The organism is Bacteroides sp. ZJ-18, assembly GCF_011038705.2.
GTDB lineage: Bacteria > Bacteroidota > Bacteroidia > Bacteroidales > Bacteroidaceae > Bacteroides > Bacteroides hominis.
The window spans coordinates 2,930,928-2,949,164 of the sequence record NZ_CP072198.1 but is presented as its reverse complement, the minus strand read 5'-3'; the positions used below and the strand labels follow the sequence as shown (position 1 = coordinate 2,949,164).

Here is an 18,237-nt window from a genome sequence, read left to right as displayed (position 1 = left end):
AGTTTATCTTATAAGTGTTTTCAAACCATCTGGTAAACATAATGCAATAATACTTTTTAATCCGTAATAAAGGTAATAAAAGCTGTAATCCATATCCTATATCAACGAACAAAACCGACTATTTTTGCATTTGAATCAAAAAGGCAAAAACAACTGAATGATCAGTCTAATGCCGGTAAATGTGTAATCTAATAATATATGATTATGGAATATGTAAAACTGAACAATGGCATTGAAATGCCGATTTTAGGGTACGGAGTATATCAAGTAACTCCCGAAGAGTGTGAAAGATGCGTATCAGATGCTATCAGTGTAGGGTATCGGCTGATCGATACAGCCCAAGCCTATGGAAACGAAGAAGGCGTGGGAAATGCCATCCGAAAATCAAACATTCCCCGCAAAGATCTATTTATCACTACGAAAGTTTGGATATCGAATGCAGGCTACGAAAAAGCAAAGGCATCTATTGAGGAATCTCTGCAAAAATTGCAAACCGACTATATCGATTTGCTTTTGATTCACCAACCTTTCAATGATTATTATGGCACTTATCGCGCCATGGAGGAAGCAAACAAAACAGGTAAAGTGCGAGCTATCGGAGTCAGCAATTTCTATCCCGACCGCTTTGTCGATCTGGCAGAATTCTGCGAGATAAAGCCAGCGGTGAATCAAATGGAAACCCATGTATTCAATCAACAAAGAAAACTACAGGAAGTCATGCAGGAATACGGCACAGAACTAATGGCTTGGGGACCGTTTGCCGAAGGTCGAAATGATTTTTTCACCAACGGGACTTTGGCCGCCATTGGTGTCAAATATGGAAAGTCGGTTGCACAAGTTGCTCTACGTTTCTTAATCCAGCGTGGCATAGTAGTAATACCCAAGTCTACACATAAAGAACGTATGATTGAGAATTTCAATGTCTTTGACTTCAGTTTGACAGAAAGAGAAATGACGGTTATAGCCGCACTTGACAATGAAAAAAGTCTATTCTTCTCACATTATGATCCGGAAATGGTAAAATGGCTGATTAACTATGTGAAATAGCTGCAAAGTATATATCTGTATCTACACTTGACGATTGACATTATACAAGCAATATCCTCAGATCCTGATCAGAAAATCGTAGAAAGTCCATTTTGACTAACTATTCATTTTTCAAAAAACAGCGAAACAGGAATGAATCGGCAAGTAAGATGCAAATATTCCGCATATTTATAGGATGAAAGCCGGAAGTCGTTAACAAGAAGTTAACATCGTAAAAATAAAGAACGAACTTCTTATCAAGAGAAAATTAATATCCTGAAAACAGAAAGTTAACTTTCTGTTTTCAGGATATTAATTTCAGAAAGCAAAACAAGGTCAAGTCGTGAGAAAAATGATAAACCGAACCAAAAAAAGGCAATTTTCTTCCAGAATTCAACTATAGATGAACATCTGGAGAATAGCATTTTGGAACCATTCCGCTATTTCAGCATTCAATTTTATTACAACATTCGTCAATTGCCCTTCATCGTGGGCACAATATTTCCCAAATGCAAAACGCATGAATTATGCTATTGCAAAATCCACGCGTTTTTATTCTATTTGTCATCGTCAGTCCGTAAAGAAACGTCTCTCCGCATTTCTAAAATACAAAATGACAGATTACTTTTCCGATATTCCCAAAGTCAATCCGCGGCGAGGATGGAATTTCATAAGTCTCTTCGTTACAACCATACGTGTTGTTCCCTCTCCTCCTCCGTTTTCCGATACACCACTCATTGTTTTCAATGCTACACTCAGCAATGTCTCATTCGTATTACCAAAAGGCAGATAAGTGCTTAAATAAGAATCCTCGTTATATTCATATGCAGGTTTGAAACCGTTGACATAATCCGATTTTTCTTGTACGTTGAATACATTACATACAGCTAAATTCAGGATGAACCGATCCGTAGGATGAACAAAAGGCTCTGTAGCAACATATTCTCCCGCAGTTTGAGTTCCTATCAATATCACCTTCATATAAGGGTTAAGGCAATTGATAACCATCTCCGCAGCTCCTCTCGTAGCATTGGTAGTCAATACATAAACAGTAGATAAGTTGAGATTTGCACCCGACTGGATAAGTTCCGGATTGAACGTCAGATCCTGATTCGATTCTACACGTTTATCATTATACCTCAATAAAGCAAGCAATTGATTCATTTTATCAGCCGGTGCAAGCATAGTGCAGAGCAGCTGTACACAATCTAAACTGCCACCGGTGTTATATCGGAGATCTAACACAAACTCATTTACACCATCTGTCTGGAATTTCCGGAAAACTTTCCGTAAATCGTCATTATAGGCCTGGCTATCCGCTGTTGATCCCGCTTTAAACTCATTGTACATCAGGTACCCAACCGTTTTTCCATCCCAAGGGATAACATCGAAATAATGGACAGGCTTATCGGTCAAAGAACGTGAAGCAGATATCGTTGTGTCCCCTATCGGTACGACACTACCAGTTGTTTTGCCATCTTCCCCAACTACCTCTTTATATACACCTATTTGAAGCGTCCGGACACCTCCTTGTTGCAATTCCGGCTCTACCTTTTTGGTGATATAATCTCCATCCAGCATCATAATCCAATGCCCACGCTTCAATCCGGCCTCTTCGGCCGGTGACCCTGGAACAACATAAGAAATCAGAGCATTATAAGCCGTATCGTTATCAAGCACTTTATATAAGCTATAGTCGAAGCCATAGCTTGGGATAGGCTCGTCAAGCAGAGAGTCAATATTACTGAAGCCCTTATCCATGGAAGCAACAGCCTTTTTTAGAAATTCTGCCGGCTCCTGAAAGTAATCCGGAGCGGCAGGTGAAGGCATGTCTTTATACCATAAATACTCCTGACGCATCACACTATCTATCCAAATGTCACGTCCCGTCTCCGGATAATATTCCGGCCAGCGGTCTACACCACAGGAAAAAAGACTTGTCAGTATAAGGGTTCCCAATAAGGGAAGTATCAATAGTTTTCCTCTTTTCATAATCTATCAGCAATCATAATCTGCGCAAATGTAGTGAATACTTAGCTTTCATACCACTATTACGATATAAAAAAACTATCTTTGCTTTCATTCAATAACCGGATATAAAATACAAAACACCTTATTACTATGATTGTACAAAATTTAAATTTTGATCAAACGGTTGCATTGGCAAAAGCCAAAGCTGAAAAAATGATAGAAAACGGACTTTATTCACGTTTCAGGTTATCCGATAAAGAGAGATTGGATAAAGCTCTGTTAGGCTGCATCGGAGAGTTAGCATTCCAACAACATTTAAGTAATCTGGGAATTCCATTCGAATTGGATCATACAGACTTCCAATCCCATCATACCGATGAATTTGACGTAAAAGTAAACGATGCCAAAATAGATATCAAAGTGGCAAAGAAAACAACCGCCAATCCTCCATCCGACAACTGGACCTATGGTTATCCACAGGAACAGCACCCCGAAACAAAAGATTACGTCGTTGTAGGGTGGGTAGACTTCAACAGAAAAGAAGTTGGCTTTTATGGTTGGATCAGAGGAGAGCAAATAGTAAGATTTAAAGTTGTCACCCGCAATTCTTATGCCAAGTACCCTTATCTGACACCTAACCATGAATTCAAATGGGGATGTCTCACTAAAGATTTGAACGAGATTTTGAAGTAAAACGATTAGATTATCCCTGAAAAACACTCTTCATTGAAGTTTTTTTCATTTTTCTCCAGAAACTCGTAGGGTATTCTCTGTTTGAACGATCTTATGTATAGGAAGCAAACTATTATTCACCCTTTAAACTCTGAAAAAGATGAAAACGCAATGGATAAAATCAATCGGATGTGTACTGGCAGTTTTGATTCTGTCGGGTGTTATTCCACTGGCAGCACAGGACAATGTGGAAAAATATACGATAGTCAGTGGCGTAATCAAGGATAAATCGAATAAAAAGAAGCTGGAGCATGTCAATGTCTCGATACCGGAAAGTAATATCGGTACCATCACCAATACTGACGGAGAGTTCTCTTTAAAAATTCCCGAATCGATTCAAGCTAAAGACATAGAAGTTTCGCATATCGGTTATCTCAATGCCCGAATCCCCCTGAAAGGAGAAAGCCTCACGGAACAGACCATTTGGCTCTCTCCTTATGCCAACTTACTCAGCGAGATTCTGGTACGGGCCAGAGATCCACGAAGCATTGTGGAAGAAGCACTTCGCAAGATTCCAGCCAACTACAGTCCGAAAAGCAATATGCTCAAGGGATTCTACAGGGAAATTGCCCAAAAAGGACGACGGTATATCAATATATCGGAAGCCGTAATAGACATTTATAAAACACCCTACAATGAAACAGCCGAACGAGACCGGGTTCAGATTTCCAAAGGGCGCAGACTGCTAAGCCAAAAGCAAAGCGATACACTGGCTGTAAAATTACTTGGAGGTCCCAATATGGCCATTTATATTGATGTAGTAAAGAACCCTGATTGCCTGTTGGCTAAAGAAGATTTATTGTTCTACGAATTTCGTATGGAAGACCCGACCAGCATCGGTGACCGGTCACAGTATGTCATCAGTTTCCGCCCTAAAGTAAAGTTGTCTTATCCTCTGTGCTATGGTACACTCTATATTGACAAGGAACGCCTTTCGTTCACGCGGGCAGAGTTCAATCTCAGTATGGATGACAAAAACAAGGCGACTCAAGCTATTCTGAGGAAAAAACCTTTCGGACTGCATTTCAAGCCGGTAGAAGTATCCTACCTGGTATCGTACAAGAATCAGGGAGACGTTACTTATCTGAGTTATATCCGGAACAACATTCGTTTCAAATGTGACTGGAAACGCAAACTCTTTTCTACCAATTACACGATCTTATCGGAAATGGTAGTGACAGACAGGGAAGAAAACAACATAACAGCCATTCCCTATAAAGTCGCTTTCAAACAAAACCATGTATTTTCCGACAAAGTGGATAACTTTACCAATGACAACTTCTGGGGAACTTATAACATCATAGAACCCACCGAATCATTGGAACATGCGGTAAACAAACTGAAAAAGCAACAGAAACAGTAACCACTTTTTTTAGTATCTTTGACGAATTCTAACTCCCAATACCCCCGATATGCTGAACGACGTATTCGTACTCACTCAAATAAAAGAAGGAAATATAAAGGCGTTTGAAACATTATTCCGCCAATATTATACTCCGCTTTGCCTGTACGCCGCCAGCATAACGGGAGAAACAGACGTAGCAGAAGAAATTGTTGAAGAATTGTTCTATGTACTCTGGAAAGACCGTGAAAAACTTGAAATCTTTCATTCTATCAAGAGTTATCTCTATCGGTCTGTACGCAACCGTTCCATCCAGTACTGCGAACACCAAGACGTAAGAAAACGCTATCAGGATGCGGTTCTATCTATTCCGGAAAATGTGGCTTCAGCCGATCCACAGGAACAGATTGAATACAAAGAACTGCAACAGCTGATAGACAAAACCCTTAAAAAATTACCGGAGCGCCGTTTCCAGATCTTTCGTCTGCACCATACAGAAGGAAAGAAGTACTCTGAGATAGCTTCCCTCCTCTCACTATCGGTGAAGACTGTGGAGAAAGAAATGACCCGGGCACTCCAAACATTACGAAAAGAAATTGAGAACTATATTCAGACATCATGAATCGAATAGAAAAAAACAAGATCAAAACAGACCGGGCGTGGAACAAGTTATATAATCGCCTGGAGACAGATGGGCTGCTACCTGCCGAGGGGCACAGCTCCGCCATACGTCCGGTTGTATGGATCAGCACAATATCGATTGCAGCAATCATATTCCTATGTATCTATCTGCCCATAACATTACGAACCGACAGCCAACCATCTACCGGTGAGTTACTGGTCAAGGCCAATAAAGAAGAGAACATACTGGTCACCACTCTTGAAGATGGTTCTGTAGTCTATCTTTCCGGACAAACCTCATTGCAATATCCTAAACACTTTTCTGAAAAAAGAAGAGAGGTAAGCCTAAAAGGGAATGCCCTTTTTGATGTAGCGGGCAATCGTGCACGTCCTTTCTTCATTGAAACCGGAAAAGTACAGATTGAGGTGATAGGTACAGCCTTCCATGTAAAAAACAGTGGTAATTCTCCATTTGAGTTATCCGTCCAGCGAGGCGAAGTAAAAGTCACTCAAAAACAGAACGGACAAGAAATACACGTCAAAGCAGGAGAAACTGCCACTTTATTACAGAATAAATGGCACCTGACTGCAACCAAAGATTCCAAACAGTTTGCCCGTTATATGCAAAAGATGTGCTTTAAAGACGAACGGCTGGACAATATCCTGCATGCCATTAATCTACGCCAGTCAGAGATCCATTTAGAGAGTTCCCCGGAATTGGACGAACATTTGCTGACAGTTTCTTTTTCGGATGACTCCCCTGAAAAAATGGCCGAATTAATTAGCATGGCACTGAACCTGAAGTGTACACGTAAGCATAATGTAATCACTCTTACTAAGTAGCTCCGGAACTTAAAGAAGAAAAAGAAATGAAAACTTTGAAAAGTCTCTCCCTGCAATATTTATTCACTTGTCTGCTATTGTTTATGGCAGTTCGGGTGAAAGCAGACGGCTCCGGTATCTTCGACCGCATCATCCGGCTTCCAAGAACTGAAGCAACAGTCTATCAATCTTTGGCCAAAATAACAGAAGAGACAGGATATCTGTTTATCTATGACAGCAAACTGATTGACAATGAACGTAAGATAAAATTAAAAGGCGGAAAACGAACCGTACGTCAGGCCATTTATGACATCATCGGTAGCGACAGTCTTCAACTCCGCTCTGTGGATAAGCACATTATTATCAACCAACCGGAAACCATAGCAACAACTGAACGGGAAGCAAGCTCGCACAAAGACAGCACATTCTTTTTCACCCTTGAGGGAATATTAATAGACCAACTCTCCAGAGAACCGATTCCCTATGCTACCGTAAGTGTGCAGGGAACCTCTATCGGCAGCGTTAGCAATCAAAATGGAAGTTTCAGACTTAATCTGCCCGACTCTCTCCAAAACAGGCGGATTCACTTTTCACATCTGGGCTATGTGCCACAAACGACGGACGCTTCCCTCCTTGCCGGACGAAGCGGTACTTTTGCATTAGAACCCAAAGTAATTCCTTTGCAGGAGGTTATTGTACGTATTGTCAACCCGGTACGCCTGTTGAGAGAAATGCTCAATTTGCGAAAAAAGAATTACTCACAAAATCCTGTCTACCTGACTTCTTTTTACAGAGAAGGAATCGAACAAAAGAATCGGTTTGTCAGTCTGACAGAAGGAATCTTCAAGATATACAAAGCTCCTTCGGACGATCCGGAGAAGGCTGATCAGGTGAAGTTACTGAAAATGCGACGCATCACCAACCAAGCCGTAAAAGACACTTTAATTGCTAAAATGAAATCGGGTATCCACGCCTGTATCGAATTGGATCTTATCAAGAGTCTGCCCGATTTCCTACTTCCGGACTCCAAAGAGTGTGTATACGTTTATACTTCCAGCGATCTTGCCGTAATCGATAACCGGCTTGCCAACGTGATCTACTTCAAACAACATCCGGGCATCAAGACCCCATACTATTGTGGAGAACTCTATATCGATCCTGAAGATGGTGCCCTGCTACGCGCACGATTCGAATTGATTCCCCGGTATATACACAAAGCCGCCAACATGCTGGTAGAAAAAAGAAGCCGCAATATCCGGATCATTCCACAAAAGGTAGTCTATACGGTATCTTATAAGCCCTGGAATCAAACGTATTACATCCACCATGTCCGTGGAGACTTACACTTCAAGATAAAACAAAGGAACAAATGGCTCAGCAATACAAACCTGCATACTTGGTTTGAAATGGTCACTTGTAAGATAGAAACGGGCAATGTCAGCCGTTTCGCTTACAGTGACCGACTGGCTACACATACCATTTTTGCAGAAACTCCATTTGTATACGACAAAGATTTTTGGGAGGATTTCAATATAATTCCTCCCGAAAAAAAGTTAAGTGAAGCCATCGAGAAAATTTCTTCAAAAATAGAAGAGACCGAAAACTGAAGACCATACAGATCTACTTTTTCTTGCCTACTCCTCGTTCGGCAATATAGACTCCACTTAAAATCAATGCCGATCCCAATAGAGCAACTATCGTGATTGTCTCGTCAATCACGATAGCAGAAGTCAGTAAGGTAATAAGCGGAACAACGTAAATATAACTGGTAGTGCAAACCACTCCCAATTGTTTCACTGCCGTATTCCACATAATGTAGCACAGCATCGAAGCAATCACTCCCAGAAAAAGCAGGTTTAAAACAACGACCGGTTGGAAAAGAATATGTGTATCCATCTGCAAAGGAGAGACAAAAAAGAGAGGTAAAAGGGTCAGCAGACCATAAAAGAAAACCTTCCGTGTTATGAACAACGTTGGATAATGAGTATTCATCCGCCTGAGAAGTAAACAATAGAAAGCCCACATCAATGCTGCCGCCAGAGTCAGAATATCGCCAACCGGACTAAGCTGCAGAATGAAACTGCCATTGAACACAACCAGTCCCACTCCAATGAGTGCTATCAAAGAGCCACCTACCAAACGGGCCTTCAATTTGTCACCTTTATAAAAGAAAGGAGCCAGCAGCGCTGTTAAGACAGGAGTTGTACAGATAATGAGTGATACATTTGAAGCAAGCGTCATCCCCAACGCAGTGTTTTCGGCAACAAAATAGAGTGAGCCTCCACACAATCCAAGCCCCACAAACCGCAGTTCGTCCTGCCAACTTTTGGCCCGTAACACACGGGGAGAGAAAAACCAGATACAGATATATGCCAATAAAAAACGGTAGAACAGAATATCGACAGGCGACAGACCATATTTTATCAGGACCTTGGTAGAAACAAACGTAGTTCCCCATATCATTACCGTCACCGCCGCCATCACGTGATACCATCCGGCCGTTTTTAAAGTTGTTTTCATATTTGCCCGATTTGCTATAAAATTTTCTCCGCAAAGATAAGGATTGCAGACGGAAGAAAATCGTATCTTTGCCATTCATTTTCCACAAAAATACCATTATGCAAGGAATCAAGAATCTGACTCAAGGTCCTATCAACAGACAACTGTTCAACCTGGCCATGCCCATTATGGCAACCTCCTTTATCCAGATGGCATATAGCCTGACAGATATGGCCTGGGTAGGACGCCTCGGAAGTGAAGCCGTCGCTGCCGTAGGCTCAGTAGGCATTCTTACATGGATGTCCGGTTCCATTTCTCTATTGAATAAAGTAGGTTCTGAGGTTAGTGTCGGACAATCCATAGGTGCACAAAATTACGAAGATGCCCGTTGTTTTGCTTCGCACAACATTACCATTGCACTTGTTATTTCACTCTGCTGGGGCGGACTGCTCTTTCTATTCGCCCGTCCCATCATCGGCATTTACGAGCTGGAAGCACACATCACCGAAAATGCAATTGCTTATCTGCGCATCATTTCTACCGGACTGCCTTTCATATTTCTTTCGGCGGCCTTCACCGGTATTTATAATGCGGCTGGAAGAAGCAAAATCCCATTCTATATCAGTGGCACCGGATTATTACTTAATATTATCCTCGACCCACTTTTCATTTTCGGTTTCGGATTGGGTACCAACGGAGCGGCCTATGCTACCTGGATTTCACAGGCAGCAGTATTCGGCATTTTCATCTACCAATTACGTTGCAGAGATGCTTTGTTGGAACGGTTCCCGTTTTTCACGCGGCTAAAAAAGAAATACACCCATCGCATCCTGAAACTGGGGCTACCGGTAGCTACTCTCAATACTCTGTTTGCTTTCGTCAATATGTTCCTTTGCCGTACTGCATCCGAACAAGGAGGGCACATCGGACTGATGACTTTTACGACCGGAGGACAAATAGAAGCCATTACCTGGAATACATCGCAGGGATTCTCCACAGCCCTGAGTGCTTTTATCGCCCAAAATTATGCAGCCGGACGAACAGACCGCGTAATAAAGTCATGGCATACGACTTTGTTGATGACTTCGGTTTTCGGTACCCTTTGTACCTTACTATTCGTCTTTTTCGGGAACGAAGTATTTGCACTTTTTGTCCCCGAGCAGGTTGCCTATGAGGCCGGTGGTATTTTTCTCCGTATCGATGGCTATTCACAGCTCTTCATGATGCTTGAAATCACGACACAAGGAGTATTCTATGGCATCGGACGAACAATTCCGCCTGCCATCATCAGTATTACATGTAACTATATGCGTATTCCACTCGCTATTCTGTTTGTCCGTATGGGCATGGGTGTAGAAGGCATTTGGTGGGCCGTGTGCGTCACTACAGTTGCTAAAGGACTGATATTGGCAGGGTGGTTTGCTCTGATTAAACGAAAAGTACTGTCACGCCCCGTAGTCTGAAAAGAAATTGTTCAACTCAGGCAACAAAAGTATATACCTTCTTGTTTTTTTTACAAGGCAAATGACAGGCTAACCAAATAATCTGTATATTTGCCATGTTTTTATAAAATGGAGGTATCCATTTAATTATTAACTATATAAAAAGAGCTTAATTATGAAGAAGATTAAATTTATGGCTTTGTTTCTGAGCATGGCCCTCGTTTTCGGAAGTTGTGGAAGCATGAACAATACAGCTAAAGGCGGTGTCATCGGAGGTGGTTCGGGAGCTGCTTTGGGAGCTATTATCGGTGGTATTGCCGGTAAAGGAAAAGGTGCAGCCATAGGTGCGGCAGTAGGTACTGCCGTAGGTGCCGGAGCAGGTGTGTTGATTGGTCGTAAAATGGACAAAAAAGCTGCTGAAGCTGCAAAAATTAAAGATGCGCAAGTGGAACAGGTTACTGATAACAACGGACTGGCTGCTGTAAAAGTAACTTTCCCGTCAGGAATACTTTTTGCATTCAATTCTTCCGCACTGAGCGCAGCATCCAAACAATCTTTAGCTGAATTTGCCAATATTCTGAAAGAAGATCCAACAGTCGACGTAGCCATTATCGGTCATACAGACAAAGTAGGTACTTATGAAGCCAATCAGAAAGTATCTTCCAACCGTGCATATGCAGTAGAAAATTACCTTCAGTCTTGTGGTGTTAAACCTTATCAATTCAAAAAGGTAGAAGGTGTAGGCTATTCGCAGTACAACGAAGCTGAAACACCTGAACAAAACCGTCGTGTAGAAATATTCATGTACGCCAGTGAGCAAATGATTAAAAACGCTGAGGCTGGTAAATAATAATTTCATAACGCACCCATAGGTGTTTTATGCCATGTGCCAATATACTGATTAATCCTGAATGATGGAGGATATATAAAATCGGTACATTGGCACATTCGTATACCGAACCAACAATATCACACACAATGAAACTCCGGAAACCCTTTCGCATTCTGCGTAACCTGATCCTCTTCTTTTTTATCTCCTCGATCGGCGCAGTCATTTTCTATCGATTCGTACCGGTATATGTCACTCCGTTAATGATTATCCGTTCTGTTCAGCAACTCACTTCCGGAGAAAAAGTGATATGCAAACATACATGGATACCATTTAATAAAATCTCTCCCAGCCTGCCAATGGCTGTGATTGCTTCCGAAGACAATCGCTTCGCTTCACACAACGGATTCGATATGATAGAAATCAAGAAAGCGATGAAAGAAAACGAAACCCGGAAAAAGAAACGGGGCGCCAGTACCATCAGCCAGCAAACTGCAAAAAACGTTTTTCTTTGGCCTCAATCTTCATGGATAAGAAAAGGATTCGAAGTATATTTTACGTTTCTGATCGAAAGATGCTGGTCGAAAGAACGGATTATGGAAGTCTACCTAAACTCCATCGAAATGGGTAAAGGCATTTATGGCGCACAGGCAACAGCTAAATATAAGTTCAAAACTACAGCCGCCAAACTCACCAGGGGACAATGTGCCCTAATTGCAGCTACTTTACCCAACCCAATACGATTTGATTCGGCACGCCCTTCACCTTATATCAAACGACGTCAGGGGCAAATTCTGCGTCTGATGAATCTGGTTCCAAAATTCCCTTCTGCCGATAAGAAAAAAGAGCAAGGAAAAGATACGAAAAGCCCTCAAAATAAGAAAAAGAAAAAATAACAACTTTAAAATAAAAAGACGATTAATTTGATCACAGAAACATTGTTCAATAATAGCTCAAAAGTCTCAGATCATGTATACGGAGAAAAAACTCCTTAAAATAAAATAATATAAGAATAATAAAGAAGGCTGCCTCTGTGAATAGAAGCAGCCTCAGATTTATGTGAAACAGGAAATTACTGTTGAGGTCCCGTACCAAAAGCCGGTGCCTCTTTATCATACCAAACACGTTCTTTGCTCAACGTTACAGGCGAATTACTCATTTCGCCCTCATACGTATATCCCTGTGCTTGATAAGCTGCAATCGTAATGTCACGGAGCAAATCAGAATCAAGAGGTTTACTTACCGGGAAGCGTCGTGGAATTACGTACTGGTCGCCCAATAACGGATCGAAGTCCTGATATGGTAACAAGGTACTATTCTTCATCGGTACTCCCGAACGGCGAGCAGTAACAAACATATCCATCGGAAGCATCAGATAATGAATGTATTGCTGAATATAAACCTTCTCAAGATCTTTATTCAGATCACCGGTCAAGTGGTAAGCATCATGTGACAGCATTTCATCAATCATACCTTCCTTCAGACTGATTGTTTTATCATGTACATCGTTCGCATAGGTTTTATCATAGTAAGGAATATGATTCTTACCGGCAACAAAATCATAACCGCGGACAGACATTTCCACGCCTGCGTTCAAATACTGTTGTGCGGTCATCGGCAGATTGGCTCCTAACAATTTGAACTCCGCCAACAAAAGGTTTGTTTCACCCGCAGAGAAATACAAACCATACCATCCGTACTCTTCCTTATCCTGTACAGGAGCTACATCGGGCACATCGGGGAACGTGTAAATAAGCAAACCTTTAATATTTTCTGTATTCCGGTAAGCAATCGGAGTATAGGTCTTTTTCGCATCGTCTTTGCTCAGCAAATAGAACAACTCGTTGTTGGGATCGAAATAATCTTTATATTCATCCTTTTTATTGATATCCACCTGACAAGGAACCCCATAATAGCGTACCCAAGGCTCTCCGGGAGCCTTCCAGCTCTCAAAATGTTTCTTTCCGTCAGCATCGACCGTATAATTCACATTGGCCTCTACATAAAATGGTAAGGCTCTTTTCTGATCAAAGAAACCTTGAACTACATTAGAGTTATAATCATTCTTCTGGAAGAAATAGAACAGACGTGGATCGCGATTGCTCACCATAAAATCGATCAACTGCTTGGTTCCTGCACCAACGGAAATATCATTGTTCCAATTATTATCTCTCTTACCTTTATTGAAAACAAAATCATCATCAAGGGATAAAATAAGACCGGCCGGATTCTGGACAGCTTCATTCACAATGGCAATTGCACGGGCCTTGTCTTTATTAATCAGACGGGCAGCAATTCTAAGCTTCAATGAATTAGCCAGTTTGGCCCATTTGTCAAGCTTTCCTTTATAAATAAAATCCTGGGCACCAAGCACGTCCTGCGGATTTTTTTCTTTCAGATAGTTAATCGTTTCGTCAAGCTGTTTCAACCAAAGCTCAAACAATTCTTCCTGCGTATCGTATTTCGGAGTCAGAGTCCCACCGTAGCGAGCCATTTCTGCTTCTGAGTACTGACGGGAACCATACATGTCCGAGTCTTCAAGTCCCAGATATACCAACATCGGGTTACATAGATAAGCAATATATTCATACTTTTCCTTCTCGTCATCCGGCATCAAACTGATCTGATACTTTATTTCATTGGTATAACGAAGCACTTCGTTGACCTGATAGCCACAGCCGGTTTGAGTTACCACATTCAACTTGCTGGAGTTTCCACCTCCCGCTGCAGTTGCCTGTACCCAGGTAGACATTGCATCGAAGCCGGCAAACCACTGAAGATAATCGGCCGGTTGAAAACTCATGGCACATTGAGTAAATAAATAGCGTACGTTAGGTTTAGAAACTGTAGAGGGATCGGTATTCTGCCCGGCAAACTCGTCTTTACAAGACGACATCAGGAACCCTGTACCTACAACAGTCATAGCTGCAAGATATAGATATTTTTTCATTATTCGTTTCATACTAAATATCACATTAAAGGTTTAGAAATCTAAATTAACAGTCATCATATAGTTAGCCGTATAAGGTTCATAACCACGGATACGGAACTCAGAAGCCGTATTACCACGGACACTCTCAGGATTCAGATGGTTAGGTAATGAATTATACAGATATCCCAGATTGCGTGCAGAGAAACTCAACCCCAATCCCTGAGCGCCAAACTTACTTGCCACCGATTTCGGAAAGCGATACGACAATGTGATCTCACGCAACGCAATGTAATTCAACTCATGTACCCAAGTGTCGAATATTGTATTCTGTCCCCAAGCCGCACGATTCACATGATAAGTTCCGGCATGTGTGGGTTCCAGTTTTCCTTCTGCCACCAGCTGTTTATAGGACATACCACTTACATCCATTTTAGTTCCGTCTACAAGTGTTGCGAACGTACCGTTCTTAAATACTCCGTCAGGGATAACACCATCACCATAAGAGATACCTTTGCTATCGCCATACTGACTGGTCCAAGACAAGCCACCATGTTCAGGGTCACGCCATTTCAAAGAACTCTTGATCCATCCGGCCTGTGTGCCATACAAGTTGGAATAAGAGGCTACCAACCCGCCAAAACGCATATCAGTAGCAATATGCAAACTAAGGTTTTTCCAGGACAGCGTAGTGGATAAGGACCCTAAAAAGTCAGGAGTCATTTTACCCACTTCCTGTACTTTTCCGCTACGTGCTTCATAAGCCCCTCTCCAACTGTCGTCCCATTCCAACAGTGTTTCTCCTTTGTCATTTTTGGCAGGGAGAATGTCAGACATCAACAATCCGTAGTCACCACCTACTCTGGCAACCGAACCGATATGGTAATCGTAATCATTAGCATAACCGCTCAGCGCAATGTAATCGGCTACGTTTTCATGTAATGAAATAATAGTATTTTTATTCTTTGTATAAGTCATTGCGACATCCCACTGCCAATCCTTGTTTTTATATGGAGTGGCGTTTACAGCAATCTCAATACCTTTATTCTGAATATTACCTGCATTTATCAACTGAGTGTTGACACCCGAAATAGCAGGAACTTCAATCGACATAATCTGATCCCTCGTATTTTCCTTATAATAGGTAACGTCAAAATTCAAACGGCTATCAAACAAACGCAAGTCCAGACCAATCTCCCAAGCATTCTTACGTTCCGGCTTCAACTTCAGACTCTTCATTGTTTTATCCAGAGTGTTCACATAGATATTGCCATCATACATTTCTTTGGTTCCAAAACCATATACCGAATTCACATAATAGGGATCGGTATCGTTACCGACCTGTGCCCACGACCCACGTACTTTGGCAAAAGTGATCCAACGCGGCAAATCAAATGTTTCATTAAGCAGCCATGAGCCGGATACTGATGGGTAGAAATAAGAATAAGTACCCATTCCGCTTTGATATACCAAAGAAGAAGACCAGTCATTACGCCCCGTTATATCTAAATAAACTTGATTTTTCCATCCCAGATTCAGGGCAAAAACAGCAGACATCATTCGCTTAGTATTCGAGATGCTGGCTTCCGACTTTTTAGGATTCTTTGAGTTATCGACAAACCACTGTCCCGGTACTACCATACCACCATCTGTATATACTTTGTATGCCTCCGAACGGCTCGTATAGTATTCGTACCGCGCAAAACCACCTACACTGAAATCTTTTATCTGCTTATTGACAGTAAATGTTCCGCCAAAAGTAGCTTGCTCTTTCGTAGTTTGCCCCATTGTGTACTTACCGCCTTCATTTGCATATCCACTACCCAACTGTTTTTCTTCAAATTTAGTATAATAGTAGTTCATATTAGCATCGGCCTTAAATCTCAACCAATCCAGAATCTGTACGTTCACTTCCATCTGGGGGCGAACTACGGTCTCTTTCTGAGAATAATCGTATTTGTCAATCATGAAAAACAGATCACGTCCAGGAACAGAACCATACTTATCACCATAGCTTGTAGATGCCAGTCCACCATGCTCACCCAGATATTTATCACGGAAATAATTCACATCCAGCATCGGAGTCATAATGGTGCCGTTCGGATTGACGAAACGTTCTCCCACCGTTCTCGGAGAGTTCTTCGGATTCGAATTAGTAAAACTCATAGCTGCCGAAACCTCCACCCGGTCACTGATCTTATGCGAACCTTTCAACAAAAACGAATAACGTTCGAATGTATTTTTTTCGCTGGTAGATCTTGCTTTTTTATAAGAAAGAGAGGTGTAATATGATGTTTTATCATTCCCACCGCGAATAGCCACATTCGTATTGGAGTTCAGTCCCAATTGATACAGGTCCAGCATATTGTCCTTATGAGGTGAATAGTTGGTCCAAGTACCGTCATAATTACGGATCGGCTGACCATCATATTTAGGTCCCCACCCGTAACTACCCGCACCAATCAAGGTCCGGTCTCCTTTATCATCAAGTTTAAACTGAAAAGGATCCCATACAGAGCCATTGTTGTCCGTGTCTTTCCAACCAGGCATTACCCCTACTCCATATTCAGTCTGGATATCCGGTGTTCTGTAAGCATGATCGATACCAAATGTTTGAGATACGGAAACTCCGAAACCTTTAAAGCCTTTACCCGATTTGGTAGTAATTACTACAGCGCCGTTCAGACCACGCGAACCATAAAGTGCAGTCGCAGCTGCACCTTTCAGTACCGAAACTGTTTCAAAGTCATCCGGATTTAAATTCTTCAATTCATTTCCATAATCATTTGCGTTATTGTTTCCGGCATCCCAGTCCATTGTTGTATTTCCGGAAGTCGAGTTATCAAGGATAACCCCATCAATGACATAAATAGGCTGGTTATTGCCTTTCAAGGTAGAGGCGCCACGAATCTGAATTTTTGTAGCTCCGAACATACCTCCATCCGACTGACGAATCTCGACACCGGCCACTTTTCCTTGTAAAGCAGCCACCGGAGAAATCGTATTGGCAGCTTTTAAATCGTCTCCTTTGACCTCGGTCACTGCATATCCCAAAGCTTTCTGTTCACGTTTCAAACCTAAAGCTGTCACTACAACCTCGTCCAATATCTGGGTATCTTCTTGAAGCACAACATTAATAACGGTTTTACCTTTTACGTTTACATCCTGTTTCTTCATACCGATATAAGAAAATTCCAAGACTCCTTCTACAGGAACATTAGATAAGGTGTAATTGCCATCAATATCTGTCACTGTACCATTTGATGAACCTTTAACAAGTACACTCCCTCCGATAATCGGTTCACCGGTTCCATCTTTTACAATTCCTTTCACTGTTATATTCTGCGCAAAAGCAGTAACAGATAAAAAAGACAGAACAAGCACGAACATTTTCTTCATCAATCTCACATTGATAATTTTCGAGTTATTCATTCATTTTTCTTTTTTAGTTAAACAATATGTGTTAATTTAGGTTATAATAAAGATTATAGTTCTCTTAGAACTTGGTTATTCTTGAAAAACGTAAATTATATACAATATTAACCTCTTTATTGCAGCGTAATTTTACATTTGTCAATGAGATTTAGTTGTATATTCTAAAATAAGGAGTTGCCAATCTTATTTTGCGGAGTAAATATAGATATAAAGTATCAAAATACAATAAATATACTATAATATTTTTAAATACTAATTTCTACTTTTTCCCCTTCGGCAATTAACAGCCACCAGAATCCCTATAGAAGTGCCTATAATGTATCCAAGAACTGAGTTCTAAGAGAACTTAGCTTATATGTTTTTCTACTCGCCCAAGATGGGTTTGAGATGTATATGTCATTTCTCAGATTAACTTCATCCATAAGGTTTGATCACTATTTACAAGTAAAAGTTCTATCCATACTTAAAAGCTTAGAAAAGATTCCTTATTTCTTTTTTGAATATAAAACCAATATTTATTTACTAACTACGAAAAACAATCAATAGATTTCTACCCAAACAGGATATTACAAATGTAATATCTAACCGA

13 protein-coding genes are annotated in these 18,237 nt (G+C 41.2%); 9 read left to right on the top strand and 4 right to left on the bottom strand.

Features of this window, described 5'->3' with window-relative positions:
• Positions 1-204: 204 nt before the first annotated feature.
• Complete coding sequence (locus G7Y45_RS11730) at positions 205-1,047, top strand: aldo/keto reductase (protein ID WP_005776719.1); 843 nt, start codon at positions 205-207, stop codon at positions 1,045-1,047.
• A gap of 600 nt (positions 1,048-1,647) precedes the next feature.
• Here the strand turns inward: G7Y45_RS11730 and G7Y45_RS11725 are convergent.
• Positions 1,648-3,018: a S41 family peptidase gene (locus tag G7Y45_RS11725; RefSeq protein WP_005808750.1), complete on the bottom strand. Its 1,371-nt coding sequence runs from the start codon at positions 3,016-3,018 to the stop codon at positions 1,648-1,650.
• Positions 3,019-3,147: 129 nt separating this feature from the next.
• Between G7Y45_RS11725 and G7Y45_RS11720 the strand changes: the two genes are divergently transcribed.
• The 5 genes from G7Y45_RS11720 (at position 3,148) to G7Y45_RS11700 (ending at position 8,121) form a co-directional block, all read left to right on the top strand.
• Positions 3,148-3,690, top strand: a complete 543-nt coding sequence (locus tag G7Y45_RS11720) for a hypothetical protein (RefSeq protein ID WP_022012205.1) — start codon at positions 3,148-3,150, stop codon at positions 3,688-3,690.
• Between the two features lie 139 nt (positions 3,691-3,829).
• The gene (locus G7Y45_RS11715) at positions 3,830-5,092 is read left to right on the top strand and encodes a carboxypeptidase-like regulatory domain-containing protein (RefSeq protein ID WP_032530249.1); all 1,263 of its coding nucleotides are present in this window, start codon (positions 3,830-3,832) and stop codon (positions 5,090-5,092) included.
• A gap of 49 nt (positions 5,093-5,141) precedes the next feature.
• Positions 5,142-5,693 (top strand): RNA polymerase sigma-70 factor, encoded by a 552-nt coding sequence (locus tag G7Y45_RS11710; protein ID WP_005808756.1) that lies wholly within the window; start codon positions 5,142-5,144, stop codon positions 5,691-5,693.
• Positions 5,690-6,535 (top strand): FecR family protein, encoded by an 846-nt coding sequence (locus tag G7Y45_RS11705; RefSeq protein WP_022012207.1) that lies wholly within the window; start codon positions 5,690-5,692, stop codon positions 6,533-6,535. Before G7Y45_RS11710 ends, G7Y45_RS11705 begins: the two co-directional genes overlap by 4 nt.
• 26 nt (positions 6,536-6,561) lie before the next feature.
• Entirely contained in the window at positions 6,562-8,121 is a 1,560-nt protein-coding gene (locus G7Y45_RS11700) for a carboxypeptidase-like regulatory domain-containing protein (RefSeq protein WP_165014495.1), read from the top strand.
• Positions 8,122-8,134: 13 nt separating this feature from the next.
• On the opposite strand, the gene G7Y45_RS11695 is transcribed toward G7Y45_RS11700, so the two are convergent.
• Positions 8,135-9,034 (bottom strand): DMT family transporter, encoded by a 900-nt coding sequence (locus G7Y45_RS11695; protein ID WP_005776710.1) that lies wholly within the window; start codon positions 9,032-9,034, stop codon positions 8,135-8,137.
• A gap of 98 nt (positions 9,035-9,132) precedes the next feature.
• Between G7Y45_RS11695 and G7Y45_RS11690 the strand changes: the two genes are divergently transcribed.
• The 3 genes from G7Y45_RS11690 (at position 9,133) to mtgA (ending at position 12,180) form a co-directional block, all read left to right on the top strand.
• Positions 9,133-10,476: an MATE family efflux transporter gene (locus tag G7Y45_RS11690; RefSeq protein WP_165014494.1), complete on the top strand. Its 1,344-nt coding sequence runs from the start codon at positions 9,133-9,135 to the stop codon at positions 10,474-10,476.
• Between the two features lie 154 nt (positions 10,477-10,630).
• Positions 10,631-11,305, top strand: a complete 675-nt coding sequence (locus G7Y45_RS11685; protein ID WP_005776708.1) for an OmpA family protein — start codon at positions 10,631-10,633, stop codon at positions 11,303-11,305.
• Between the two features lie 128 nt (positions 11,306-11,433).
• Positions 11,434-12,180: a monofunctional biosynthetic peptidoglycan transglycosylase gene (gene mtgA / locus G7Y45_RS11680; RefSeq protein WP_032536411.1), complete on the top strand. Its 747-nt coding sequence runs from the start codon at positions 11,434-11,436 to the stop codon at positions 12,178-12,180.
• Between the two features lie 176 nt (positions 12,181-12,356).
• Here mtgA and G7Y45_RS11675 read toward each other — a convergent pair whose 3' ends face one another.
• Together G7Y45_RS11675 and G7Y45_RS11670 are read right to left on the bottom strand one after the other, a co-directional pair.
• Positions 12,357-14,246, bottom strand: a complete 1,890-nt coding sequence (locus G7Y45_RS11675) for a SusD/RagB family nutrient-binding outer membrane lipoprotein (RefSeq protein ID WP_005808766.1) — start codon at positions 14,244-14,246, stop codon at positions 12,357-12,359.
• Positions 14,247-14,267: 21 nt separating this feature from the next.
• The gene (locus tag G7Y45_RS11670) at positions 14,268-17,645 is read right to left on the bottom strand and encodes a SusC/RagA family TonB-linked outer membrane protein (RefSeq protein WP_022012210.1); all 3,378 of its coding nucleotides are present in this window, start codon (positions 17,643-17,645) and stop codon (positions 14,268-14,270) included.
• Between the last annotated feature and the right edge of the window lie 592 nt (positions 17,646-18,237).

Excerpts from the sequence above, each read along its gene's own strand:
- G7Y45_RS11730 (WP_005776719.1), top strand. The coding sequence starts at position 205 with ATGGAATATGTAAAACTGAACAATGGCATTGAAATGCCGATTTTAGGG.
- G7Y45_RS11725 (WP_005808750.1), bottom strand. The coding sequence starts at position 3,018 with ATGAAAAGAGGAAAACTATTGATACTTCCCTTATTGGGAACCCTTATA.
- G7Y45_RS11720 (WP_022012205.1), top strand. The coding sequence starts at position 3,148 with ATGATTGTACAAAATTTAAATTTTGATCAAACGGTTGCATTGGCAAAA.
- G7Y45_RS11715 (WP_032530249.1), top strand. The coding sequence starts at position 3,830 with ATGAAAACGCAATGGATAAAATCAATCGGATGTGTACTGGCAGTTTTG.
- G7Y45_RS11710 (WP_005808756.1), top strand. The coding sequence starts at position 5,142 with ATGCTGAACGACGTATTCGTACTCACTCAAATAAAAGAAGGAAATATA.
- G7Y45_RS11705 (WP_022012207.1), top strand. The coding sequence starts at position 5,690 with ATGAATCGAATAGAAAAAAACAAGATCAAAACAGACCGGGCGTGGAAC.
- G7Y45_RS11700 (WP_165014495.1), top strand. The coding sequence starts at position 6,562 with ATGAAAACTTTGAAAAGTCTCTCCCTGCAATATTTATTCACTTGTCTG.
- G7Y45_RS11695 (WP_005776710.1), bottom strand. The coding sequence starts at position 9,034 with ATGAAAACAACTTTAAAAACGGCCGGATGGTATCACGTGATGGCGGCG.
- G7Y45_RS11690 (WP_165014494.1), top strand. The coding sequence starts at position 9,133 with ATGCAAGGAATCAAGAATCTGACTCAAGGTCCTATCAACAGACAACTG.
- G7Y45_RS11685 (WP_005776708.1), top strand. The coding sequence starts at position 10,631 with ATGAAGAAGATTAAATTTATGGCTTTGTTTCTGAGCATGGCCCTCGTT.
- mtgA (WP_032536411.1), top strand. The coding sequence starts at position 11,434 with ATGAAACTCCGGAAACCCTTTCGCATTCTGCGTAACCTGATCCTCTTC.
- G7Y45_RS11675 (WP_005808766.1), bottom strand. The coding sequence starts at position 14,246 with ATGAAACGAATAATGAAAAAATATCTATATCTTGCAGCTATGACTGTT.
- G7Y45_RS11670 (WP_022012210.1), bottom strand. The coding sequence starts at position 17,645 with ATGAATAACTCGAAAATTATCAATGTGAGATTGATGAAGAAAATGTTC.